The 19911-nt window shown below is 67.6% G+C and carries 21 protein-coding genes; 11 read left to right on the top strand and 10 right to left on the bottom strand.

Going from position 1 to position 19911, the window contains the following annotated elements:
* Positions 1–33 precede the first annotated feature (33 nt).
* Together msrB and TS85_RS19970 are read right to left on the bottom strand one after the other, a co-directional pair.
* Positions 34–471: a peptide-methionine (R)-S-oxide reductase MsrB gene (gene msrB, locus TS85_RS19975; RefSeq protein WP_044334563.1), complete on the bottom strand. Its 438-nt coding sequence runs from the start codon at positions 469–471 to the stop codon at positions 34–36.
* 34 nt (positions 472–505) lie between these two features.
* The gene (locus TS85_RS19970) at positions 506–1006 is read right to left on the bottom strand and encodes a sterol desaturase family protein (protein WP_044336687.1); all 501 of its coding nucleotides are present in this window, start codon (positions 1004–1006) and stop codon (positions 506–508) included.
* 116 nt (positions 1007–1122) lie between these two features.
* Here TS85_RS19970 and TS85_RS19965 point away from each other — a divergent pair, with 116 nt between their 5' ends.
* The 5 genes from TS85_RS19965 (at position 1123) to TS85_RS19945 (ending at position 5189) form a co-directional block, all read left to right on the top strand.
* On the top strand, positions 1123–1434 hold the full coding sequence (locus TS85_RS19965; RefSeq protein ID WP_044334561.1) for a hypothetical protein: 312 nt from the start codon (positions 1123–1125) through the stop codon (positions 1432–1434).
* A 68-nt stretch (positions 1435–1502) separates the two neighbouring features.
* Positions 1503–2702, top strand: a complete 1200-nt coding sequence (sucC, locus tag TS85_RS19960; RefSeq protein ID WP_044334560.1) for an ADP-forming succinate--CoA ligase subunit beta — start codon at positions 1503–1505, stop codon at positions 2700–2702.
* Between the two features lie 140 nt (positions 2703–2842).
* Positions 2843–3595, top strand: a complete 753-nt coding sequence (locus tag TS85_RS19955; protein WP_044334558.1) for an electron transfer flavoprotein subunit beta/FixA family protein — start codon at positions 2843–2845, stop codon at positions 3593–3595.
* Positions 3592–4521 (top strand): electron transfer flavoprotein subunit alpha/FixB family protein, encoded by a 930-nt coding sequence (locus TS85_RS19950; RefSeq protein WP_044334556.1) that lies wholly within the window; start codon positions 3592–3594, stop codon positions 4519–4521. Before TS85_RS19955 ends, TS85_RS19950 begins: the two co-directional genes overlap by 4 nt.
* A 2-nt stretch (positions 4522–4523) precedes the next feature.
* Complete coding sequence (locus tag TS85_RS19945) at positions 4524–5189, top strand: phytanoyl-CoA dioxygenase family protein (protein ID WP_227698549.1); 666 nt, start codon at positions 4524–4526, stop codon at positions 5187–5189.
* 56 nt (positions 5190–5245) lie between these two features.
* On the opposite strand, the gene nhaA is transcribed toward TS85_RS19945, so the two are convergent.
* Positions 5246–6451: a Na+/H+ antiporter NhaA gene (nhaA, locus tag TS85_RS19940; protein ID WP_044336685.1), complete on the bottom strand. Its 1206-nt coding sequence runs from the start codon at positions 6449–6451 to the stop codon at positions 5246–5248.
* Positions 6452–6541: 90 nt separating this feature from the next.
* Positions 6542–8122, bottom strand: coding sequence for a lysine--tRNA ligase (locus tag TS85_RS19935; RefSeq protein ID WP_044334552.1), 1581 nt, complete (start codon positions 8120–8122; stop codon positions 6542–6544).
* Between the two features lie 110 nt (positions 8123–8232).
* Between TS85_RS19935 and TS85_RS19930 the strand changes: the two genes are divergently transcribed.
* Positions 8233–10935, top strand: coding sequence for an ATP-dependent DNA helicase (locus TS85_RS19930; RefSeq protein ID WP_044334550.1), 2703 nt, complete (start codon positions 8233–8235; stop codon positions 10933–10935).
* Positions 10936–10949: 14 nt separating this feature from the next.
* A complete protein-coding gene (locus TS85_RS19925; protein WP_044334548.1) occupies positions 10950–11486 on the top strand; it encodes a SixA phosphatase family protein in 537 nt (178 codons plus the stop codon).
* Between the two features lie 12 nt (positions 11487–11498).
* On the opposite strand, the gene TS85_RS19920 is transcribed toward TS85_RS19925, so the two are convergent.
* From TS85_RS19920 to rpmF, 5 genes are all read right to left on the bottom strand, one after another.
* The gene (locus TS85_RS19920) at positions 11499–11837 is read right to left on the bottom strand and encodes a MerR family transcriptional regulator (RefSeq protein ID WP_044334546.1); all 339 of its coding nucleotides are present in this window, start codon (positions 11835–11837) and stop codon (positions 11499–11501) included.
* 1 nt (position 11838) lies between these two features.
* Positions 11839–12138 carry an integration host factor subunit alpha gene (locus tag TS85_RS19915; protein WP_044334544.1) on the bottom strand — a complete coding sequence of 100 codons (300 nt, stop codon included), beginning with the start codon at positions 12136–12138 and terminating at the stop codon, positions 11839–11841.
* 110 nt (positions 12139–12248) lie between these two features.
* Positions 12249–13220, bottom strand: coding sequence for a beta-ketoacyl-ACP synthase III (locus tag TS85_RS19910; protein ID WP_044334541.1), 972 nt, complete (start codon positions 13218–13220; stop codon positions 12249–12251).
* Positions 13217–14248: a phosphate acyltransferase PlsX gene (gene plsX / locus TS85_RS19905; RefSeq protein ID WP_044334539.1), complete on the bottom strand. Its 1032-nt coding sequence runs from the start codon at positions 14246–14248 to the stop codon at positions 13217–13219. The genes TS85_RS19910 and plsX overlap by 4 nt, the downstream gene beginning before the upstream one ends.
* A 29-nt stretch (positions 14249–14277) precedes the next feature.
* A complete protein-coding gene (gene rpmF / locus TS85_RS19900; RefSeq protein ID WP_044334536.1) occupies positions 14278–14457 on the bottom strand; it encodes a 50S ribosomal protein L32 in 180 nt (59 codons plus the stop codon).
* Between the two features lie 195 nt (positions 14458–14652).
* Here rpmF and TS85_RS19895 point away from each other — a divergent pair, with 195 nt between their 5' ends.
* Positions 14653–15051 carry an MAPEG family protein gene (locus TS85_RS19895; protein ID WP_044334534.1) on the top strand — a complete coding sequence of 133 codons (399 nt, stop codon included), beginning with the start codon at positions 14653–14655 and terminating at the stop codon, positions 15049–15051.
* 127 nt (positions 15052–15178) lie between these two features.
* On the opposite strand, the gene TS85_RS19890 is transcribed toward TS85_RS19895, so the two are convergent.
* Entirely contained in the window at positions 15179–15841 is a 663-nt protein-coding gene (locus TS85_RS19890; protein WP_044336683.1) for an MBL fold metallo-hydrolase, read from the bottom strand.
* A gap of 104 nt (positions 15842–15945) precedes the next feature.
* On the opposite strand from TS85_RS19890, the gene pabB reads away from it, so the two are divergent.
* Genes pabB through msrA form a run of 3 tightly spaced genes read left to right on the top strand, consistent with a single transcriptional unit; the run spans position 15946 to position 19599 of the window.
* Positions 15946–17679, top strand: coding sequence for an aminodeoxychorismate synthase component I (pabB, locus tag TS85_RS19885; protein ID WP_044334532.1), 1734 nt, complete (start codon positions 15946–15948; stop codon positions 17677–17679).
* 37 nt (positions 17680–17716) lie between these two features.
* Positions 17717–18916: a pyridoxal phosphate-dependent aminotransferase gene (locus tag TS85_RS19880; protein ID WP_044334530.1), complete on the top strand. Its 1200-nt coding sequence runs from the start codon at positions 17717–17719 to the stop codon at positions 18914–18916.
* A 26-nt stretch (positions 18917–18942) separates the two neighbouring features.
* Positions 18943–19599: a peptide-methionine (S)-S-oxide reductase MsrA gene (gene msrA / locus TS85_RS19875; protein ID WP_044334528.1), complete on the top strand. Its 657-nt coding sequence runs from the start codon at positions 18943–18945 to the stop codon at positions 19597–19599.
* The last annotated feature ends 312 nt before the right edge of the window (positions 19600–19911 follow it).

Genomic DNA, 19911 nt, shown 5'->3' with positions numbered 1-19911 from the left:
TTGGGTACCGCCTATTGCGACGGCCCACAAGGATTAGGAGCCGGCTGCCTCGCCGCTGCTAGCTGCGGTCGGGTTTCCGCCACGTGAACGGAAATCGAGGCTCACCGAATTCATGCAATAGCGCAGCCCGGTGGGCGGTGGCCCGTCGGGAAAGACATGGCCGAGATGGCCGTCGCACCGGGCGCAGCGCGCCTCGACGCGGCGCATCCCGTGGCTGGTATCGGCATGTTCGACCACGCGCTCGGCCAGGATCGGCTGGGTGAAGCTGGGCCAGCCCGATCCCGAATCATATTTGTCGACGCTGTCGAACAATTCGAGCTGGCACCCGGCGCAGCGATAGACGCCGTCGGCCTTGTTATTGTTGTACCGCCCCGAAAACGCGCGTTCGGTGCCCGCTTCGCGCAGCACATGGAATTGTTCGGGCGAAAGACGCTTGCGCCATTCGGATTCGGACAGGTTGAGCTGTTCCATAGCCGCCAGCATGTGTGCGCGCGCCGCGCTGTCGTCAATCTCCCTTCGTGCCAACCTGGGTTAACACGCCGCTCGCCTTGAGCTTTGCCTTGAGTATTTCTGGTCGCGGCGCCCACAGGAACCCGAAGCTGACGGTGCCGTGCTTGGTCCCCACGGCATGGTGCAGCCGGTGCGCCTGGACGATCCGCTTCATGTACGACGAGCGCGGGACATAGCCGGTGCGCAGCCGGCGGTGGACGATCACGTCGTGGAACCCGAAATAGATCGCGCCGTACGCGGCGATCCCTGCGCCGATCCACGTAAAACCCGGCCACCAACCCAGCCGCACTCCGCCGAGCAGCAGCACGATCGACGGCACCGCAAAGATCGCGGCATACAGGTCGTTCAACTCGAACGCGCCGGGGCGGGGGCGATGGTGGCTGGCGTGGAGGAACCATCCGGGGCCGTGCATCACCCAGCGATGCGCCGCATAGGCGAACAGCTCCATGCCGAGCACGGTCGCAACGAAGATCAGGATGCCGGTCACGATGTCCATCGCCGCGATATAGGGGCTGGCGCGCGCCGCGTCAGGTGTTTTGCGTGTCCACGGTTCGGCCAGATGCGGCAACTCCGGATTGCACCGCGCGGGCGCCGGCGATAGCGCTGGCGGCAATGACGCCCAAACCCCTTCTCGCGCTCCTCGCGCTCGCCCTGCCGCTCGCCGCCTGTGCGGTGCCGGAGGCGCGGCTGCGCTCCGGGCTGGTCCGCGCCGGGCTCCCCCGCCCGCTTTCGGCGTGCATGGCCGAACGGATGGTCGACCGGCTCTCGCTGAAGCAATTGATGCGGATCGCAGACCTGCCCAAGGCGCAGGGCTCCGAATCGGTCGAGCAATTCCTCCACCGCGTCCGCGCTTTGGGCGATGCGGAGATACTCGGCGTCACCTCAAGCTCAGCGGCTTTGTGCGCCGTCGGGCTCGGCAGGTGATCCCCAGGGGTGGATTCGCCGGGGCGGCTGTGCTTTAGGCAGCCCAAATCTTCGAGGAAGGCGCTCCCATGAACATTCACGAATATCAGGCCAAGGAATTGCTGGCGAAGTTCGGCGTGCCCGTCCCCGCCGGCTTTGCTGCGATGAGCGTCGAGGAGGCCGTCGAGGCTTCGAAGAAGCTCCCCGGGCAGCTTTATGTCGTCAAGGCGCAGATTCATGCCGGTGGCCGTGGCAAGGGCAAGTTCAAGGAGCTGTCGCCCGAGGCCAAGGGCGGCGTCCGCCTCGCCAAGACCGAGGAAGAGGTTCGCGCCGCCGCTGCCGACATGCTCGGCAACACGCTGGTGACGATCCAGACCGGCGACGCCGGCAAGCAGGTCAACCGCCTCTACGTCACCGACGGCGTCGACATCGCCAAGGAATTCTACCTCGCGCTGCTCGTCAATCGTGCGTCGGGCCGGATCGGCATGGTCGTCTCGACCGAAGGCGGGATGGACATCGAAACCGTCGCGCACGACACGCCGGAAAAGATCCACACGATCGACATCGACCCTGCGACCGGCTTCATGCCGCACCATGGCCGCGCCGTCGCCAACGCGCTGGGCCTGAGCGGCGACCTCGCCAAGCAGGCGGCGTCGACGGCGTCGAAGCTGTATGATGCGTTCCTCGGCACCGACGCCGCGCAGATCGAGATCAATCCGCTGGCGGTCACCGAGGACGGCAAGCTGATGGTGCTCGACGCCAAGGTCGGCTTCGATTCGAACGCGCTGTTCCGCCACCCCGACCTGATGGAACTGCGCGACGAGACCGAGGAAGACCCGGCCGAGCTGGAAGCGTCCAAGTACGACCTGGCCTATATCAAGCTCGACGGCGACATCGGCTGCATGGTCAACGGCGCCGGCCTCGCAATGGCGACGATGGACATCATCAAGCTCAACGGCATGTTCCCGGCGAACTTCCTCGACGTCGGCGGCGGCGCGACCAAGGAAAAGGTCACGGCGGCGTTCAAGATCATCCTGAGCGATCCGGCGGTAAAGGGCATCCTCGTCAACATCTTCGGCGGGATCATGCGCTGCGACATCATCGCCGAGGGCATCGTCGCCGCGGCCAAGGAAGTGAACCTTTCGGTGCCGCTGGTCGTTCGCCTCGAAGGGACGAACGTCGAGAAGGGCAAGGAAATCCTCGCCACTTCGGGGCTGGCGATCGTTCCCGCCAACGACCTGGGCGACGCCGCGCAGAAGATCGTGGCGGAAGTGAAGAAGGTCGCGTGATCGCTGCCGGGGCGCGCCGCCGACGCTGGCGCGCCCCGGACGGTTGCTCGGCGAACCGGACGGATTGTGCGGCGGTAGCGCGCTTCTGCGCTTGACGTTGACGTAAGCGGTAGCTGAAATAGCTACCAAGGAGATGAGCGATGAAAGTCCTGGTGCCGGTCAAGCGGGTGCTTGACTATAATGTGAAGCCTCGCGTGAAGGCGGACGGGACGGGGGTCGACCTCGCCAACGTCAAGATGAGCATGAACCCGTTCGACGAGATCGCGATCGAGGAAGCCGTGCGCCTGAAGGAAAAGGGCGTCGCGACCGAAGTCGTGGTGGTGACGATCGGCGTTCCCAAGGCCGAGACCGACGTGCTGCTGACCGCGCGCGCGATGGGCGCCGATCGCGGCATCCTGATCGTGACCGAGGACGAAGTCGAGCCGCTGGCCGTCGCCAAGCTGCTCGCCAAGGTCGCCGAGGAGGAACAGCCGGGGCTGATCATCCTGGGCAAGCAGGCGATCGACGATGACGCCAACCAGACCGGCCAGATGCTCGCCGCGCTGCTCGGCTGGCCGCAGGGCACCTTCGCGTCGAAGGTCGAAGTGACCGGCGAGCGCGTCGCGGTGACGCGCGAAGTCGATGGCGGGCTGGAGACGGTCGATCTCAAGCTCCCCGCGATCGTCACCACCGATCTGCGCCTCAACGAGCCGCGCTATGCGACACTGCCCAACATCATGAAGGCCAAGTCCAAGCCGATCGCGAAGAAGACCGTCGCCGATTACGGCGTCGACGTCACGCCGCGGCTGACCACGCACAAGGTCGTCGAGCCCGGCAAGCGCAGCGCGGGCATCAAGGTGGGCTCGGTCGACGAGCTGGTCGAGAAGCTCAAGGGCATGGGAGTCGCGAAATGAAGACGTTGGTCTGGGTCGAACACGACAATCAGAGCGTCAAGGACGCGACTTTGGCAGTGGTCACCGCTGCTTCGAAGCTGGGTGAAGTGCATCTGCTCGTCGCGGGCGAAGGCGTCGCCGCTGTGGCCCAGGAAGCCGCGAAGATCGCGGGCGTCGGCAAGGTCCATGTCGCCGACGACGCGGCCTATGGCCATGCGCTCGCCGAGAATGTCGCACCTCTGGTGGCCGCGCTGATGGACAGCCATGACGCGGTGCTGTTCCCCGCGACGACCAACGGCAAGAACATCGCGCCGCGCGTCGCAGCCCTGCTCGACGTGATGCAGGTCAGCGACATCCTGTCGGTCGAGGGGCCGGATACTTTCACCCGCCCGATCTATGCGGGCAACGCGATTGCCACCGTCCAGACCAGCGACAAGAAGCTGGTGCTCACCGTGCGCGGCACGGCCTTTGCCAAGGCAGAGACCAGCGGCGGCAGCGGCGTGGTCGAAGCCGTTTCGGCTACGGGCGATGCCGGGCTCTCCAGCTTCGTCTCGGCGGAAATCGCCAAGTCGGTCCGCCCCGAGCTGACCAGCGCCAAGGTGATCGTGTCGGGCGGCCGCGCGCTCCAGAATGGCGAGAATTTCCACGCGCTGATCGAGCCGCTCGCCGACAAGCTCGGCGCCGCGGTCGGTGCATCGCGCGCGGCGGTCGACGCGGGCTATGTCCCCAATGACTATCAGGTCGGCCAGACCGGCAAGATCGTCGCCCCCGAAGTCTATATCGCAGTCGGCATTTCCGGCGCGATCCAGCATCTGGCGGGGATGAAGGACAGCAAGACGATCATCGCGATCAACAAGGACGAGGACGCCCCGATCTTCCAGGTCGCGGACATCGGACTGGTCGGCGACCTGTTCAAGCTGGTGCCGGAGCTGACCGAAAAGCTCTGACCTTGGCATTTACGCTTGAAGACCATGGGGCAGCGCATCTTCCCGGTGCGGCTGCCCCTTTTCTGTCCGCGCTCGAAGCGCTGGCGTCTCGGGTGCCGGTGGCGCGCGGCGGCGTGCGGTTGCATGGCGTAGAGGGGCTGGCGGAACTGCTTGCGCCCGATGTGCTGGGTGCTGCGGCGGTGCAGGTCCTGGGCGCCGACGCGCGTCCTGTCCGCGCGATCCTGTTCGACAAAGGCGAGGGCAACAACTGGGCGCTGGGCTGGCATCAGGACCGCACGATCGCGGTGCGCACGCGCGTCGATGTTCCGGGCTTCGGGCCCTGGTCAGTGAAGCAGGGATTGCTCCACGTGGAACCACCGTTCGCGGTGATCGAGGGCATGGTCACGCTGCGGGTGCATCTGGATGCCGTGCCCGCCGACAACGCGCCGTTGCTGATCGCGCCCGGATCGCACCGGCTGGGCCGCGTCCCCGAAGGCGAGGTTGCGGGCGCGGTCGCGCGCTGCGGGACGGCGACCTGCCTCGCGGCGGCGGGGGATGCCTGGCTCTATGCGACGCCGATCCTACATGCCTCTGCCGCTGCTTCGGGCCACGCGCACCGGCGGGTCCTCCAGGTGGATTTCTCCGCCGCACCGCTGCCCGGCGGGCTCGACTGGCTGGGTATTGGATAAGCGGGGGAGTTTTTTTCGGCCGCGACGAGCGGGCGGGCATCGCCACGCCGCCGAGGCTAATCGGTGATGCGGTTTTCGCCAAGCGGGTCGGGCATCGGGCGGATCGGCGCGAACCGGAGCACCGCAAATCCGACCAGCGCCGAGAGCACCGACCCGGTGAGCACGCCGATCTTCACTTCGTCGACCAGTTCGGGCCGCCCGGGAAACGCCAGCCCGCCGATGAACAGGCTCATCGTGAAGCCGATCCCCGCGAGCAGCGACACGCCATAGATTTGCAGCCAGGTTGCCCCGCCCGGACGGGGGGCAAAGCGGGTGCGCACCGCAAGCCAGATCGCCCCCAATATCCCCAGCTGCTTCCCCGCGAACAGCCCCAGCGCGATGCCCAGCGGGAGCGGCGCGAGCAGGATCGCGGGTGACAGCCCCGCCAGCGACACGCCGGCATTGGCAAAGCCGAACAGCGGCACGATCAGGAACGCCGACCAGGGGTGGAGCCCATGTTCGAGCCGGTGCAGCGGCGAATGCGCGGCATCGGGCGCCGCGGGGGTCTTGACGATCGGGATGGTCATCGCGGCGGCGACTCCGGCGATCGTGGCATGCACGCCGGACAGGAACACGAAATACCAGAGCAGCACTGCGAGCAGCAGATAGACGATCAGCCGCTGCGACCCGGCACGGTTGAGCGCGAACATCGCCGCCAGCACGATTCCCGCCCCGGCGAGCGCAGCGAAATCAATGCCCTCGGTATAGCCCACGGCGATGATTGCCACCGCGCCCATGTCGTCGACGATCGCCACCGTGGTCAGGAACAGCTTGAGCGAGGTCGGCGCGCGTGGCCCCAGGATCGCGAGCACCCCGATCGCAAAGGCGATGTCGGTCGCCGCCGGGATCGCCCAGCCGCCATGGAGTTCGGGATAGGCGCGAGTCACGCCCAGATAGAAGAGCGCAGGCACCGCCATCCCCGCCGCTGCCGCAAGCACCGGCAGCCGCCGGCGCTCCCAGCTATTGAGCCGCCCGTCGACGAACTCGCGTTTGATCTCCAGCCCGACGAGCAGGAAGAATACCGCCATCGCCGCGTCGTTGATCCACAAATGCAGCGTCATCGGGCCGTAGCGGGGGCTGATGACCGGGCCGGTCACGAAATGGAGCATATGGAAATAGGCTTCGGACCAATGCGGTACGTTCGCCACCAGCATCGCCAGCGCCGCCGCCGCCATCAGCACGATCCCGCCCGCAGCCTCGCCGTGCAGGAAGGCCCGTGTCATCGATTGCGCGCGGTGTATCAAGGGTGGGGCATGGCGGTCGGCAGGCGGCATTTGGTCTCCTTGCGGGCAGCGCGCCCCGTTCTTACCCCGCTATTCGGCCTTGGCGAGTGCGTCGGCGATCAGCGCGCGGCTGTTCGCGATGCCGTATAGCGCGATGAAGCTGCCCATGCGCGGTCCCTGTTCGGAGCCGAGCAGCGTCTCGTACAGCGCCTTGAACCAGTCGCGCAGCGTCTCGAATCCGCCGGTCTTGCCGATTTCATAGACGCGGTTCTGGATATCCTCTGCCGAGGCATCGGCGGGAAGTTCGGCCAGCGCGGCGTCGAGCCGGCGCAGCGCGTCGACTTCGCCGCCCACGGGCGCGCGCTTGCGCAGCGTGGGCGCAACGAAGTCGCGGGCATAGGCAAGCGCATGTCCGATCAGACGGTCGAGCGCCGGATAGGTTTCGGGAGTCGCATCCGGGACATAATTTGTAAGATAGCCCCAGACCTGCGCCTTGCTCGCCTCGCCCATCACCCCGACCAGATTGAGCAGCAGCCCGAAGGTCACCGGCAGCGTCTCGGCCGGCGGCGGGCCGTTGTGGATATGGTGCACGGGGTTGCCGAGCTTCTGCGCGATCGGCTGCTCGGCATAATTCCCCCGGAACTGCCAATATTCATCCACCGCGCGCGGAATCACGCCCAGATGGAGCGCCTTGGCCTTCTTAGGTTCGCGATAAATGTAAAAGGCCAGGCTCTCGTCGGGGCCATAGGTCAGCCACTGGTCGAGGCTGAGGCCATTGCCCTTGGACTTGGAGATTTTCTCGCCGCGTTCGTCGAGGAACATCTCGTAATTAAAGCCCTCGGGCGGGCGCCCGCCCAGCACGCGCGCGATCTTGGACGACTGGACCACCGAATCGATCAGGTCCTTGCCCGCCATCTCGTAATCGACGCCCAGCGCGACCCAGCGCATCGCCCAGTCGACTTTCCACTGGAGCTTGGCCTTGCCGCCCAGGATCGACTGTTCGATCCGCTCGCCTTCATCGACGAAGGCGATCATCCCCGTTTCGGCGTCGAGCACTTCGATCGGCACCTGGAGGACGATGCCGCTCTTCGGGCTGACCGGCAGCACCGGCGAATAGGTCGCCTGCCGCTCGGCGCGCAGTGTCGGCAGCATCACGTCCATGATGCCCTGATAATGGCGCAGCACGCCCTTCAGCGCGGCGTCGAACGTCCCGTCGGCATAATAATCGGTCGACGACACGAATTCATAGTCGAACCCGAAGCGATCGAGGAATTCGCGCAGCAGCGCGTTGTTATGCGCCGCAAAGCTCTCATGCGTGCCGAACGGATCGGGAATGCGCGTCAGCGGCTTGCCAAGATGCTGCGCCAGCATCTCCTTGTTGGGCACATTGTCGGGCACCTTGCGCAGGCCGTCCATGTCGTCGCTGAACGCGATCAGCCGCGTCGGGATATCGCTCAGCGTCTCGAACGCGCGGCGCACCATCGTCGTGCGCAGCACTTCGTTGAACGTGCCGATATGCGGCAGCCCCGACGGGCCATAACCGGTCTCGAACAGCACATGCCCCTTGGCCGGCGCGCCGTCCGGATAGCGCTTGAGCAGTTTCCGGGCCTCTTCATAGGGCCAGGCCTTGGAGACGAGCGCTGCGGCGCGGAGTTCGGTGATGTCGGTCATGGTCCGCTGCCTCTGCCGCTTTCGCGGCGCGAGCGCAATTGCGGGCGGCGCATCGCATTTGGGACGCGGGAGACTGGCACGCGGGAACGAACGGTGTACAGAGGGAGGCGATGACGCCGCTTCCCTATCCCGCGCTGCACGCCAGCCATGGCGGCATCTGGATCGCCACGGGCACTGAAACCCGTGCGGTCAGCCGGGGGGAGGCGTTGCGGATCGCTTCGGACACGCCGGTCATCCTGCTCAATGCGCCGCTGATCGGCCAGCGGCTGGGGCATCCGGAAATTTCGGGGCTCGACGTGCTCGAGCTGTTCGCCTTCCTCCACCCCGCCCGTTTCATGGTGCCGACGCCCAAGGGCCTCGCGCGTGCCACCGGGCTTACGATGCCCGACAGCGATGCGGACGTCGCGGGGCTGCTGCGCGACGCCACCGAGCGGCTGCTCGCGGTCGCCGATGGCGTCTGGCCCGAGCGCGAGGGGGCGTGGCATTCGCTCCAGTCGCTGTTCCGGCTGCACTGGGCGTGGGCGCCCGCGCTGGCGCAGCGGCTCGCCAAGCCCGAAAAGGCCGAGCGCTGGCTGTTCTCCAAGCTGCCCGAATGGGAGGAGCGCGCCCCGCGTCCGGCGCCGCGCACCGTGACGCTGGACGATGCCGACATCGCCGTGCGCCTCGCGCGGCTGACCGGCGACGGTGCCGAGCGTCGCCAGGGCCAGCGCGATTATGCCGCAGCGGCGGCGGCGGCCTTCGCGCCCCGCGAGATGCGCGATTCGCCCAACCTCGTGCTGGCGGAGGCAGGGACGGGGATCGGCAAGACGCTGGGCTATCTCGCCCCCGCCTCGCTCTGGGCGGAGCAGGCTGAGGGGCCGGTATGGGTGTCGACCTTCACCAAGGCGCTGCAACGCCAGCTCGCGCACGAAGGCGAACGGCTGTTCCCCGATGCCGACGAGCGCAAACGCCGGATCGTGACGCGCAAGGGCCGCGAGAACTATGTCTGCCTGCTCAATCTGGAGGATGCGCTCCAGGGCGGGTTTGCCGGCCGCGCGGCGGTGCTGGCGCAGCTTGTGGCGCGCTGGGCGGCGTTCAGCGCCGATGGCGACATGGTCGGCGGCGACTTGCCCGGTTGGCTACCCACCTTGTTCCGCCGCAACGGATCGACCGCGCTGACCGACCGGCGCGGCGAGTGCATCTATGCCGGGTGCCCGCATTACCGGAAATGCTTCATCGAGCGCGCGGCGCGTGCCGGGGCGGACGCCGATGTCGTGATCGCCAACCATGCGCTGGTGATGGTCAACGCCGCGCGCGGGCACGAATCGGCGACGCGGCCCAGCCGCTATGTGTTCGACGAGGGGCATCATCTGTTCGACGCCGCCGATGCGATGTTCGCGGCGGCGCTGACCGGGCAGGAGGCGATCGAGATTCGCCGCTGGATATTGGGTCCGGAGGGCGGCGCGCGCGGGCGGCGGCGCGGGCTGGCGGCGCGGCTGTCCGACGTCGCGAGCTATGACGATGAGGGCGGTCGCGCGATTGCCGAGGCCGTCGACGCCGCGCAGGCGCTGCCCAGCGACAAATGGCTCCAGCGGCTGGGGGAGGGCGATCCGTTCGGCCCGGTCGAGGCGCTGCTCGCGGCGGTGCGCGGTCTGGTCTATGCCCGCGACACCAATGGCAGCGCCGATGCCGGCTATGGGCTGGAGACCGAATTGGCCGAGCCCGATGCCGCGCTGGTCGAGGCGGCGGGGCCGGCGGGGGCGGCGCTCGACGCACTCGTCCGCCCGATGATCGCGCTGGGGCGGCGGCTCGAGGCAGTGCTCGCCGATTCGCCCGACTGGATGGACGGCCCGGCGCGCGCGCGGATCGAAGGCGCGATCGCCTCGCTCGGCTGGCGCACCGACACCGTCGGCGCGTGGCTGGCGCTGATCGCGCGAGTCGGCGGCCCGGCGGACCCGCAATTCGTCGATTGGCTCGCGGTCGATCGCGTCGAGGGGCGCGAATATGATGTCGGGCTCCACCGACACTGGCTCGACCCGTCCAGGCCCTTTGCCGAAACCGTGCTACGCCCCGCCCAGGGCGCGCTGATCACCTCGGCGACGCTGCGCGCAGGCGGCGACTGGGACGTCGCCGAGGCGCGCAGCGGCGCGGTCCATTTGCTGCGCCCCGCGATCCGGTTCGAGGCGGCGAGCCCGTTCGACTATGCGGGGCAGGCCGAGGTGCTGATCGTCACCGACATCAAGCGCGGCGACCTGCCCGCGCTCGCCAATGCCTATGCCCGGCTGATCGTCGCGGCGGAGGGGGGTACGCTCGGGCTGTTCACGGCGATTCGCCGGCTGCGCGCGGTCCATGCCCGAATCGCCGACCGGCTGGCGCGCGAGGGGCTGCCGCTGCTCGCGCAGCATGTCGATCCGATCGACACGGGAACGCTGGTCGATATTTTCCGCGACGATTCGCGAACCTCGCTGATCGGCACCGACGCGCTGCGCGACGGCGTCGACGTGCCCGGCGATTCGCTGCGGATGGTGGTGATGGAGGGCGTGCCCTGGCCCAAGCCCAGCGTGCTCCATGCGGCGCGGCGGCTGGCGGGGGGCGGCAGCGCCTATGACGACCGCATCGTCCGCGCGCGGCTGGCGCAGGCGTTCGGGCGGCTGATCCGCCGCGCCGACGATCGCGGCGCGTTCGTGCTGCTGTCCTCGGCGATGCCGTCGCGGCTGCTCCGCGCCTTTCCCGAGGGGACACCGGTCGCGCGGGTGCCGCTGGACGAAGCGGTCGAGCGAGTTCGGCTTTCCTTGGGCGCGCGCATGCGGCATGAGGCGCGCGCAACCGCCTGATGCACCGGGGACGCATGAAGACGCTAACGCTGCTGCGCCACGCCAAATCGGGATGGGACGATCCCGTCGCCCGCGATTTCGATCGTCCGCTCAATCCCAAGGGGCAGCGCGCCGCCGCGATGGTCGGGCGGCATATGCGCGCGCTCGGGCTGGGCTTCGATCATGTCGCCGCCTCGCCCGCGGTGCGCGTGATCGAGACGCTGGCGCAGGTCGCTGCCGGCTATGGCCGCGATCTTGCCCCCGAATGGGACCAGCGCCTGTATCTCGCCTCGGCGGCGACGCTGCTCGATCTGGTGCACGAGCTCCCCGAGGGGGCGGACCGCGTGCTCCTGGTCGGGCATAATCCGGGGCTGGAGGAACTGGTGCTGCTGCTCGCCGATGGCGGCGGGGCGCTGCGTGAGGCGGTGGAGACCAAGTTCCCGACCGCCAGCCTTGCCGAGCTTCGCTTCGGCGATGTCGCATGGGAGGCGATATCTGGCGGCAGCGCGGCGCTGGCGCGTTTCATCCGCCCGCGCGATCTCGATTCGAGCCTGGGTCCCGACACGCCCTGAGCCGCGCGCGGCTCAGCTGCGTTCGAGTGCGTCGGTCAGCACGTCGCGAATCTCGGTCAGCGCGTCCACTCTGGACTTTTCCCGTCCGCGCGGCGCCCGTTCTGCCTCGAGCAGCCGCTGCACGCCGCGAATCGTATAGCCCTGCTGGCTGAGCAGATCGTCGATTCGCCGGACCAGCGCGACGTCCTCGGGCCGGTAATAGCGGCGGTTGCCCGCGCGGGTCAGCGGGCGAAGCTGGGGAAACCGCGTCTCCCAATAGCGCAGGATATGCTGGGGCCGCCCGATGTCCTTGGCAAGCTCGCCGATCGTGCGCAGCGCGCCAGCGGCCTTTGGGGGCGCCGGCGCCGCCATCTCAGCCGCCGGCGACGATGCGGTCGCGCATCATCTGGCTGGCGCGGAAGGTCAGCACCCGGCGCGGTGCGATCGGCACTTCGACGCCGGTCTTGGGGTTGCGCCCGACGCGCTCGCCCTTGTCGCGCAGGATGAAGCTGCCGAAGCCGGAGATCTTCACATTCTCGCCGCGCGAAAGCGACTCGCACATATGGTAGAGGATTTGTTCGACCAGCCGAGAGGCATCCGCGCGGGACAGTCCCACTTCGCGGTGGAGCGATTCGGCCAGATCGGCCCTGGTCAGCGTCCCTGCTGCCACCATCACTCATACCTCCAGCTAATCTGTGTTGTTGCGTGTGCCTTATCAGATTGCGTTTGCGTCGCAAATGGCATCGTAACGGTCTCGAAACATTTCAGCCATTTTGGGGAATATCAGAATCGCAAGACCGCCGCACCCCAGGTAAAACCCCCACCCATTGCCTCGAGCACGATCAGGTCGCCCTGCTGGATCCGCCCGTCGCGCACCGCGGTGTCGAGTGCGAGCGGGACCGACGCTGCCGAGGTGTTGGCGTGGCGGTCGACCGTGACGACGACTTTCTCGGGGGCGAGCCCCAATTTGCGCGCGGTCGCGTCGAGGATGCGGGCATTGGCCTGGTGCGGCACGACCCAGTCGACATCCGCCGAGACCAGCCCCGCCGCCGCCAGCGACTCCTCCATCACCGCCGCCAGATTGACGACGGCGTGGCGAAACACCTCGCGCCCCTTCATCCGCAGCTTGCCGACGGTCTGGGTGGTCGAGGGGCCACCATCGACATAGAGAAGGTCGTTATAGCGGCCATCGGCATGGAGCTTGGTCGACAGGATGCCGCGCCCGCCTTCGTCCGCCGTGTCCTGCGCCTCGAGCACGATCGCGCCGGCGCCGTCGCCGAACAGCACGCAGGTCGCGCGATCCTCCCAGTCGAGGATGCGGCTGAACGTCTCAGCACCGATCACCAGCGCGCGGCGATGCACGCCCGCGCGCAGCATCGAATCGGCGACCTGGACGGCATAGAGGAAGCCCGAACACACCGCTGCGACGTCGAACGCGACGCAATCGAGGATGCCGAGCGCAGTCTGCACCCGAGTCGCGGTGGCGGGAAAGGTCTGGTCGGGCGTCGCGGTCGCGAGCACGATCAGGTCGAGGGTGTCGGCGGGCACGCCTGCGGCTTCGATCGCGGCCTTTGCAGCGGCGGTCGCCAGCGTGCTGGTGCTCTCATCGGCGCCGGCGATGTGGCGGAAGCGGATGCCCGTCCGCTCGACGATCCATTCGTCGGTCGTGTCGACCTGTGCCGCCAGCTCGGCGTTGGAAACGCGCCGGGCCGGAAGGAACGAACCGGTACCCAGAATCACCGAACGAATCGTCACGCAGCCTTAGCCTCGAAATTCCCGAGATCCTCGGCGATCCGGCGGTTGAGATCGTCGCGCAGCAGCTTGGCTGCAAACCCGATCGCGGTGTCGACGCCGCGTTCATTGGCGCCGCCGTGACTTTTCACGACGATGCCGTTGAGCCCGAGAAACACGGCGCCGTTATGATTATTGGGGTCGAGATGGTGGCGGAGCAGCTCGGTCGCGGGCTTGGAGATCAGGAAGCCGATCTTCGAGCGAGTCGAGCTGCTAAAGGCGCGCTTGAGCAGGTCGGCGACGAATCGCGCGGTGCCCTCGACGGTCTTGAGCGCGATATTGCCCGAAAAGCCGTCGCACACGATCACATCGACATCGCCGCGCGACAGCTTGTTGCCTTCGATGAAGCCCGTAAAGTCCAGCCGCAGATGCTCGGCCGCGCGCAGCTCGGCGGCGGCTTCGCGGATATTGTCGGTGCCCTTCATTTCCTCGGTGCCGATGTTGAGCAGCGCGACTCGCGGATTTTCCAGGTCGAGCGCGATCCGGGCATAGGCCGCGCCCATCACTGCGAACTGGACGAGATTGCGCGCATCGACTTCGGTATTGGCGCCCAGGTCGAGCATCACCGTGTCGTTGACGCCCAGGCTGGGCATCAGCGCGGCGAGCGCGGGGCGATCGATTCCTGGCATCGTGCGCAGCGCGAGCTTCGACATCGCCATCAGCGCGCCGGTGTTGCCCGCAGAGACCGCGGCCCCCGCCCGGCCCTTTTTCACCTGGTCGATGGCGATTCCCATCGACGTCGTCTTGGCGCGGCGAATCGCCTGGCTCGGCTTTTCATCGGACGCAACGATGCCGGCCGCGTGGACGACCTCCGACGCGGATGCGAGATTCGGATGTGCCTCCAGGCCCGCACGGATACGGGCCTCGTCGCCGACAAGGATGAATTCCATCCCCTCGAACCGGCGGCGCGCACGCGCGGCACCGGCCAGCATGACAGCGATCCCCTCGTCGCCGCCCATTGCATCGACGGCGATTCGCGAGGGGTTGGTCATGCCAGCAGGATCCCGAACGATAAAAAGGCTCAGGCTTCGGCGGAAACGATCTCGCGGCCGTTATAATGGCCGCACGCCGTGCACAGATGGTGCGGACGCTTCAGTTCGCCGCAGTTCGAGCATTCCTGGAACGACTCAACCTGGAGCGCATCGTGCGACCGGCGCATGCCACGCCGCGACGGCGAGGTCTTTCTCTTGGGAACGGCCATTTCGGCACCTTTATACCAACACTTGAATCAGGTCGCGATACGCCCACAGGATGCACCGGGCAAGCGACGGATGAGTCCGAACGCCCGCCGGACCAGAGGACAGGTCACGAAGCGAGCCCGCGCGTATAGCGAATTGTGTCCGCGTTGCAAGCGCGCGTCGGACGTGGCACCCCGTGACTTTGGGGAGATCGCATCATGTTGTTACCGGTTGCGCTGACGACGACAGGCGCTGCGGCGCTCGTCAATCTGTGGCTGGGCGTCCGCGTCAGCCAGATTCGGATCGCGGAAAAGATACTGGTCGGCGACGGCGGCAATCCCCGGCTGGTCGCGCGTATGCGGGCGCAGCTCAACTTCGCCGAATATGCGCCGATCGTGCTGATCCTCGTCGCGCTGATCGAGCTGGGCGGCGGCAGCCCGCTCTGGCTGTGGCTGGTATCGGCGGTGTTCCTGTTCGGACGCGTGCTCCACGGCGTGGGCATGGACGGCTGGCGACCGGGGCGGATGATCGGCATCCTGACGACGATGGTCGTGATGGTCGGGCTCGCGGGCTATGCGATCTTCCTCGCCTATCAATATGGCAATCCCATGCGCTGATGCGCATTGGGCGGCACCGGCCCGCTCCCCCGCCCGGCCACCCAACGGCAGTATTCTATGGGTGGCCGGGCGGGGGAGCGGGCCGGTGCCGCACTGAAATTCGCTCTTTCGCGAATTTCCAAACGGGCTAACTCCCCGCCAGCGCCGCATCGCTCACATAGGGATTGGTGCGGCGCTCGTGCGCGAAGGTGCTTGCCGGGCCGTGGCCGGGGACGAACACGGTCTCGTCGCCCAGCGGCCATAGCCGTCCGGTGATCGCGTCGAGCAGGTCCTGGTGATTGCCCAGCGGAAAGTCGGTCCGCCCGATCGATCCCTGGAACAGCACGTCGCCGACCACTGCCAGCTTCGACGCGGGGTGGTGGAACACGACATGCCCCGGCGTATGCCCGGGGCAGTGATAGACGTCGAGCACCAGCGCGCCCACCGTCACCTGGTCGCCATTGTGCAGCCAGCGGTCGGGCTCGAACGGCCTGCCGCGCACGCCATAATTGCGCCCGTCATCCTCGAGTCGCGCGATCCAGAAGCGATCGGCCTCGTGCGGGCCCTCGATCGGCACGCCCAGCTCGGCGGCGAACTCGCCCGCCGCGCCGCAATGATCGATATGGCCATGCGTGATCAGGATCTTCTCGATCGCCACCCCATGCTGCTTCGCCGCCGCGCGCAGCTTGTCCAGGTCGCCGCCCGGATCGACAAAGGCGCCGCGCATCGTCTGCGTGCACCATAACAGGCTGCAATTCTGCTGGAGGGGCGTCACGGGCACGATTGCGACGCGCATCGGGGGGCTAGTCATGCCCCGCAGATAGGGCGCGGCGCCGCCTCGGGCAACAATCGGCGCGATGCCCGGGGACGACATGGGCTTGCCGTATGCCTCCCGCCGCTGCATTCCGCGCAGCAATGCGGTTGCCCGATCCCCCCTTTGTGCTGCTCGACGACGCGCGCGCCGACGGGGCGCCTGCGCGGCTATACCGCAATCCGGTCGAAATCGTCGCCGCCGACGATCCGGGCGGCGTGCCCGATGCGCTCGCGCGGCTCCGCGAGGCGCGCGCGCGCGGGCTCCATGCTGCGGGCTATCTCGGCTATGGCGCCACCGGTGCGCCTTTGTGGTTCGGGCTGTTCCGCGACTATGCCGAGATCGCCTCCGCCGATGTGCCGCTGCTCCTGCCCGACCCGGCGGGCGCCTGGGCGGGCGCGCCCGAGCCGCAGATCGATTCCGCCGCCTATGCCAGCGCCTTTGCCAAGGTCGCCGCCTATATCGAAGCAGGCGACATCTATCAGGCCAACCTGACCTTCCGCGCGAGCGTGCGCTATGCCGGGGGCGAGGCGGCGCTGTACGCGCTGCTCCGGTCGCGCGCGCGCGCCGGATGCAGCGCGCTGGTCGCGACGGGGGCGCGCTGGGTGCTCAGCCTGTCGCCCGAACTGTTCTTCGCGCTCGAGGGCGGGCGGCTGCGCGCGCGCCCGATGAAGGGCACCGCGGTCCGCGAGGCCGATCCCGCCGCCGATCGCGCCGCCGCGGAGGGGCTGGCGGCCGACCCCAAGCAGCGCGCCGAAAACCTGATGATCGTCGATCTGATGCGCAACGACCTGTCCCGCGTCGCGCGTCCGGGCAGCGTCGCTGTCCCGCAACTCTTTCACGTGGAACATTATCCTACCGTTCATCAGCTCGTGTCGGTCGTCACCGCCGATCTGCGCGAGGGGTGCGACGCAATCGATGCGATCACGGCGCTGTTCCCCTGCGGCTCGGTCACCGGCGCGCCCAAGATTCGCGCGATGCAAGTGATCGAGCAGGTCGAACACGCCCCGCGCGGGCTCTATACCGGGTCGATCGGGCGGCTCGACGCCAATGGCGATGCCCGCTTCAACGTCGCGATCCGCACGCTCGATTGCGACGGCGCCGGTCGGGCGACGCTCGGGCTCGGCTCGGGCGTGGTCGCCGATTCGGAGGCGATCCCCGAATGGGAGGAATGCCTGGCCAAGGGCGCGTTCGTCACCGCGGGCGAGCGCCCGTTCGACTTGATCGAGACGATGCGCTTCGATCCCGACCAGGGCATCGCGCTGCTCGAACGCCATCTGGCGCGCATTCGCGAGAGCGCCGCCGCTTTGGGCTTCCGCTTCGATCGCCACGATGCCCGCAACGCGCTCCAGGCCGCGACCTTCCGGCTGCGCGATCCCGCGCGGGTGCGGCTGCTGCTCGCGCCTTCGGGGGCGCTGGCGATCGGCATCGCGCCGCTTCCGCCCACGCCGGCTGCGCCGGTGGCGGTCGCCTTGGTGCCGCACAGCGTCGCGCCCGACGATTTCCGCCTGCGCCACAAGACCAGCCGCCGCTGCTTCTACGATCTCGCCCGCGCGCGCGCCGGCACCTGGGAAGTCGCGTTCGTCGATGCCGAGGGGTTCGTGAACGAGGGCAGCTTTACCTCGCTCTTCGTCGAGCGCGACGGGGTGCTGGTCACCCCGCCGCTGCGCCGCGGACTGCTCCCCGGCGTGCTCCGCGCCGAGCTGCTCGCCACCGGGCGCGCGGTCGAAGGCGATCTGCGCCCAGGTGACCTGGCGCACGGCTTCTTCGTCGGAAACGCGCTGCGCGGCTTGGTTGCAGCCGTTACAGTTGCGGAACGCGCCGACGCGGACGTATAGGCGCGCCGTTCGCTCCCCAAGAAAAGGCGCCTTTTTCATGAAGACCTCGGCCGCGCTCCAGCGCATCCAGCCCTCCGCCACGCTCGCGATGACCAGCCGCGTGCTCGAGCTGAAGCGTGCCGGCGTCGATGTCATCGGGCTGGGCGCGGGCGAGCCCGATTTCGATACGCCCGATTTCGTCAAGGAAGCGGCGATCGAGGCGATCCGCACCGGCAAGACCAAATACACCAATGTCGACGGCACGCCCGAGCTGAAGGAGGCGATCGTCGCCAAGTTCAAGCGCGACAATGGCCTCGACTACACCCCCGCCCAGGTCACCGTGAATGTCGGCGGCAAGCACACGCTGTTCAACGCGATCGTCGCCACGGTCGAGGCGGGCGACGAAGTCATCGTGCCCGCGCCCTATTGGGTCAGCTATCCCGACGTCGTCCAGTTCGCCGGGGGCACCCCGGTGTTCGTCGCGGCGGGCGCCGAGCAGAATTACAAGCTGCGCCCCGAACAGCTCGAAGCGGCGATCACCGCGCGGACCAAGTGGGTGATCCTCAACTCGCCGTCGAACCCGACCGGCGCCGCCTATACCGCCGCCGAACTGCGCGCGCTGGGCGAAGTGCTGGAGCGGCATCCGCATGTGTGGATCTTCGCCGACGATATGTACGAGCACATCGTTTATGATGATTTCGAATTCGTCACGATCGCGCAGGTCTGCCCCTCGCTCTATGACCGCACGCTCACCGTGAACGGCTGTTCGAAGGCCTATGCGATGACCGGCTGGCGGATCGGTTTCGCCGGCGGCGCCGTGCCGCTGATCAAGGCGATCGCCAAGCTCCAGTCGCAATCGACCTCGAACCCCTGCTCGATCGCGCAGGCGGCGGCGGTGGCGGCGCTGAACGGGGACCAGAGCTTCCTCAAGGAGCGCGCCAAGGCCTTCCAGGGGCGGCGCGACCTGGTTGTGTCGATGCTCAACCAGATCAACGGCATGAGCTGCCCCCGCCCCGAAGGTGCGTTCTACGTCTATCCCGAATTTGCCGGGCTGATCGGCAAGTCGACGCCCAAGGGCGTGGTGATCGACACCGACGAGGCGATGATCGGCTATCTGCTCGACGAGGCGAAGGTCGCGGCGGTGCACGGCGCGGCGTTCGGCCTCTCGCCCGCGATGCGGATCAGCTATGCGACGTCGGACGCGCTGCTGACCGAGGCGTGCACGCGAATCCAGACTGCGTGTGCGGCCTTGCGCTGAACCGCGCAAAATCCGATCTATCGGCCATGATGAAATGGTCGATTCTCGCGGTGAGTGCCGCCGTCGCCGCCTTCCTGCTCGGGCAGGGGGCTTCGGGTGCCGAGCGTGCGGTGCCGATTCCGGCACCCGCGCTGGACGTACCGGGCGGCGGCGGGCCACAGGCGGCGGTGTTCGCCGGCGGCTGCTTCTGGGGAATGGAGGCGGTGTTCCAGTCGGTGCGCGGCGTCCAGTCGGTGACCAGCGGCTATGCCGGCGGCACCCGCGCCACGGCCACCTATCCGCAGGTTTCGACCGAGACGACCGGCCATGCCGAGGCGGTGCGAATCGTCTATGACCCCAAAAAGGTCAGCTACGGCACGCTGCTGCGAATCTATTTCTCGGTCGCGCACGATCCGACCCAGCTCAATCGCCAGGGCCCCGATCGCGGCCCCAGCTATCGCTCCGCCATTTTCCCGCAGGATGCCGAGCAGCGCCGCGTTGCCGCTGCCTATATCGCCCAGCTCGGCAAGGCGAAGGCCTATCCGCGCCCGATCGTGACCAGGCTCGAAGCGGGCGGCTTCTTCCCGGCCGAGGCCTATCATCAGGACTTTTTCTGGCGGAACCCCACCCACGCCTATATCGTCCGCTGGGACAAGCCCAAGGTCGCAGCCTTCCGCAACGCCTTCCCCCAGCTGGCGAACTAAAGCCTGAACCGTTCTCCCGCGAAAGCGGGAGCCCAGAGCCACAAGCGATTCGCCCGCGACTCTGGACCCCTGCCTGCGCAGGCAGGGCAATCGCATATGAAGCGGGGGGCGCTTTCCCACTTCCCGTCATGCTTGTAACTTGCCAAATGCAGCATTGCATGAAGAATGCGGTGCGGCTTCGGCGGGAAGTTCGAATCATGCAAGGGTTGCAGAGCCCGTAGTTCAGCGTGAACAGCCCGCTGTAAGGTCATTGAACCCGAACAGTCGCTTGGGCCTCTGCAAGGCAAGCCCGATTGCGCAAGCCCGGGAGAC

This window comes from Sphingomonas hengshuiensis (assembly GCF_000935025.1).
Taxonomy (GTDB): domain Bacteria; phylum Pseudomonadota; class Alphaproteobacteria; order Sphingomonadales; family Sphingomonadaceae; genus Sphingomonas; species Sphingomonas hengshuiensis.
Note: the sequence above shows the minus strand (reverse complement) of the source record. Positions and strands in the feature narration are given on the sequence as shown.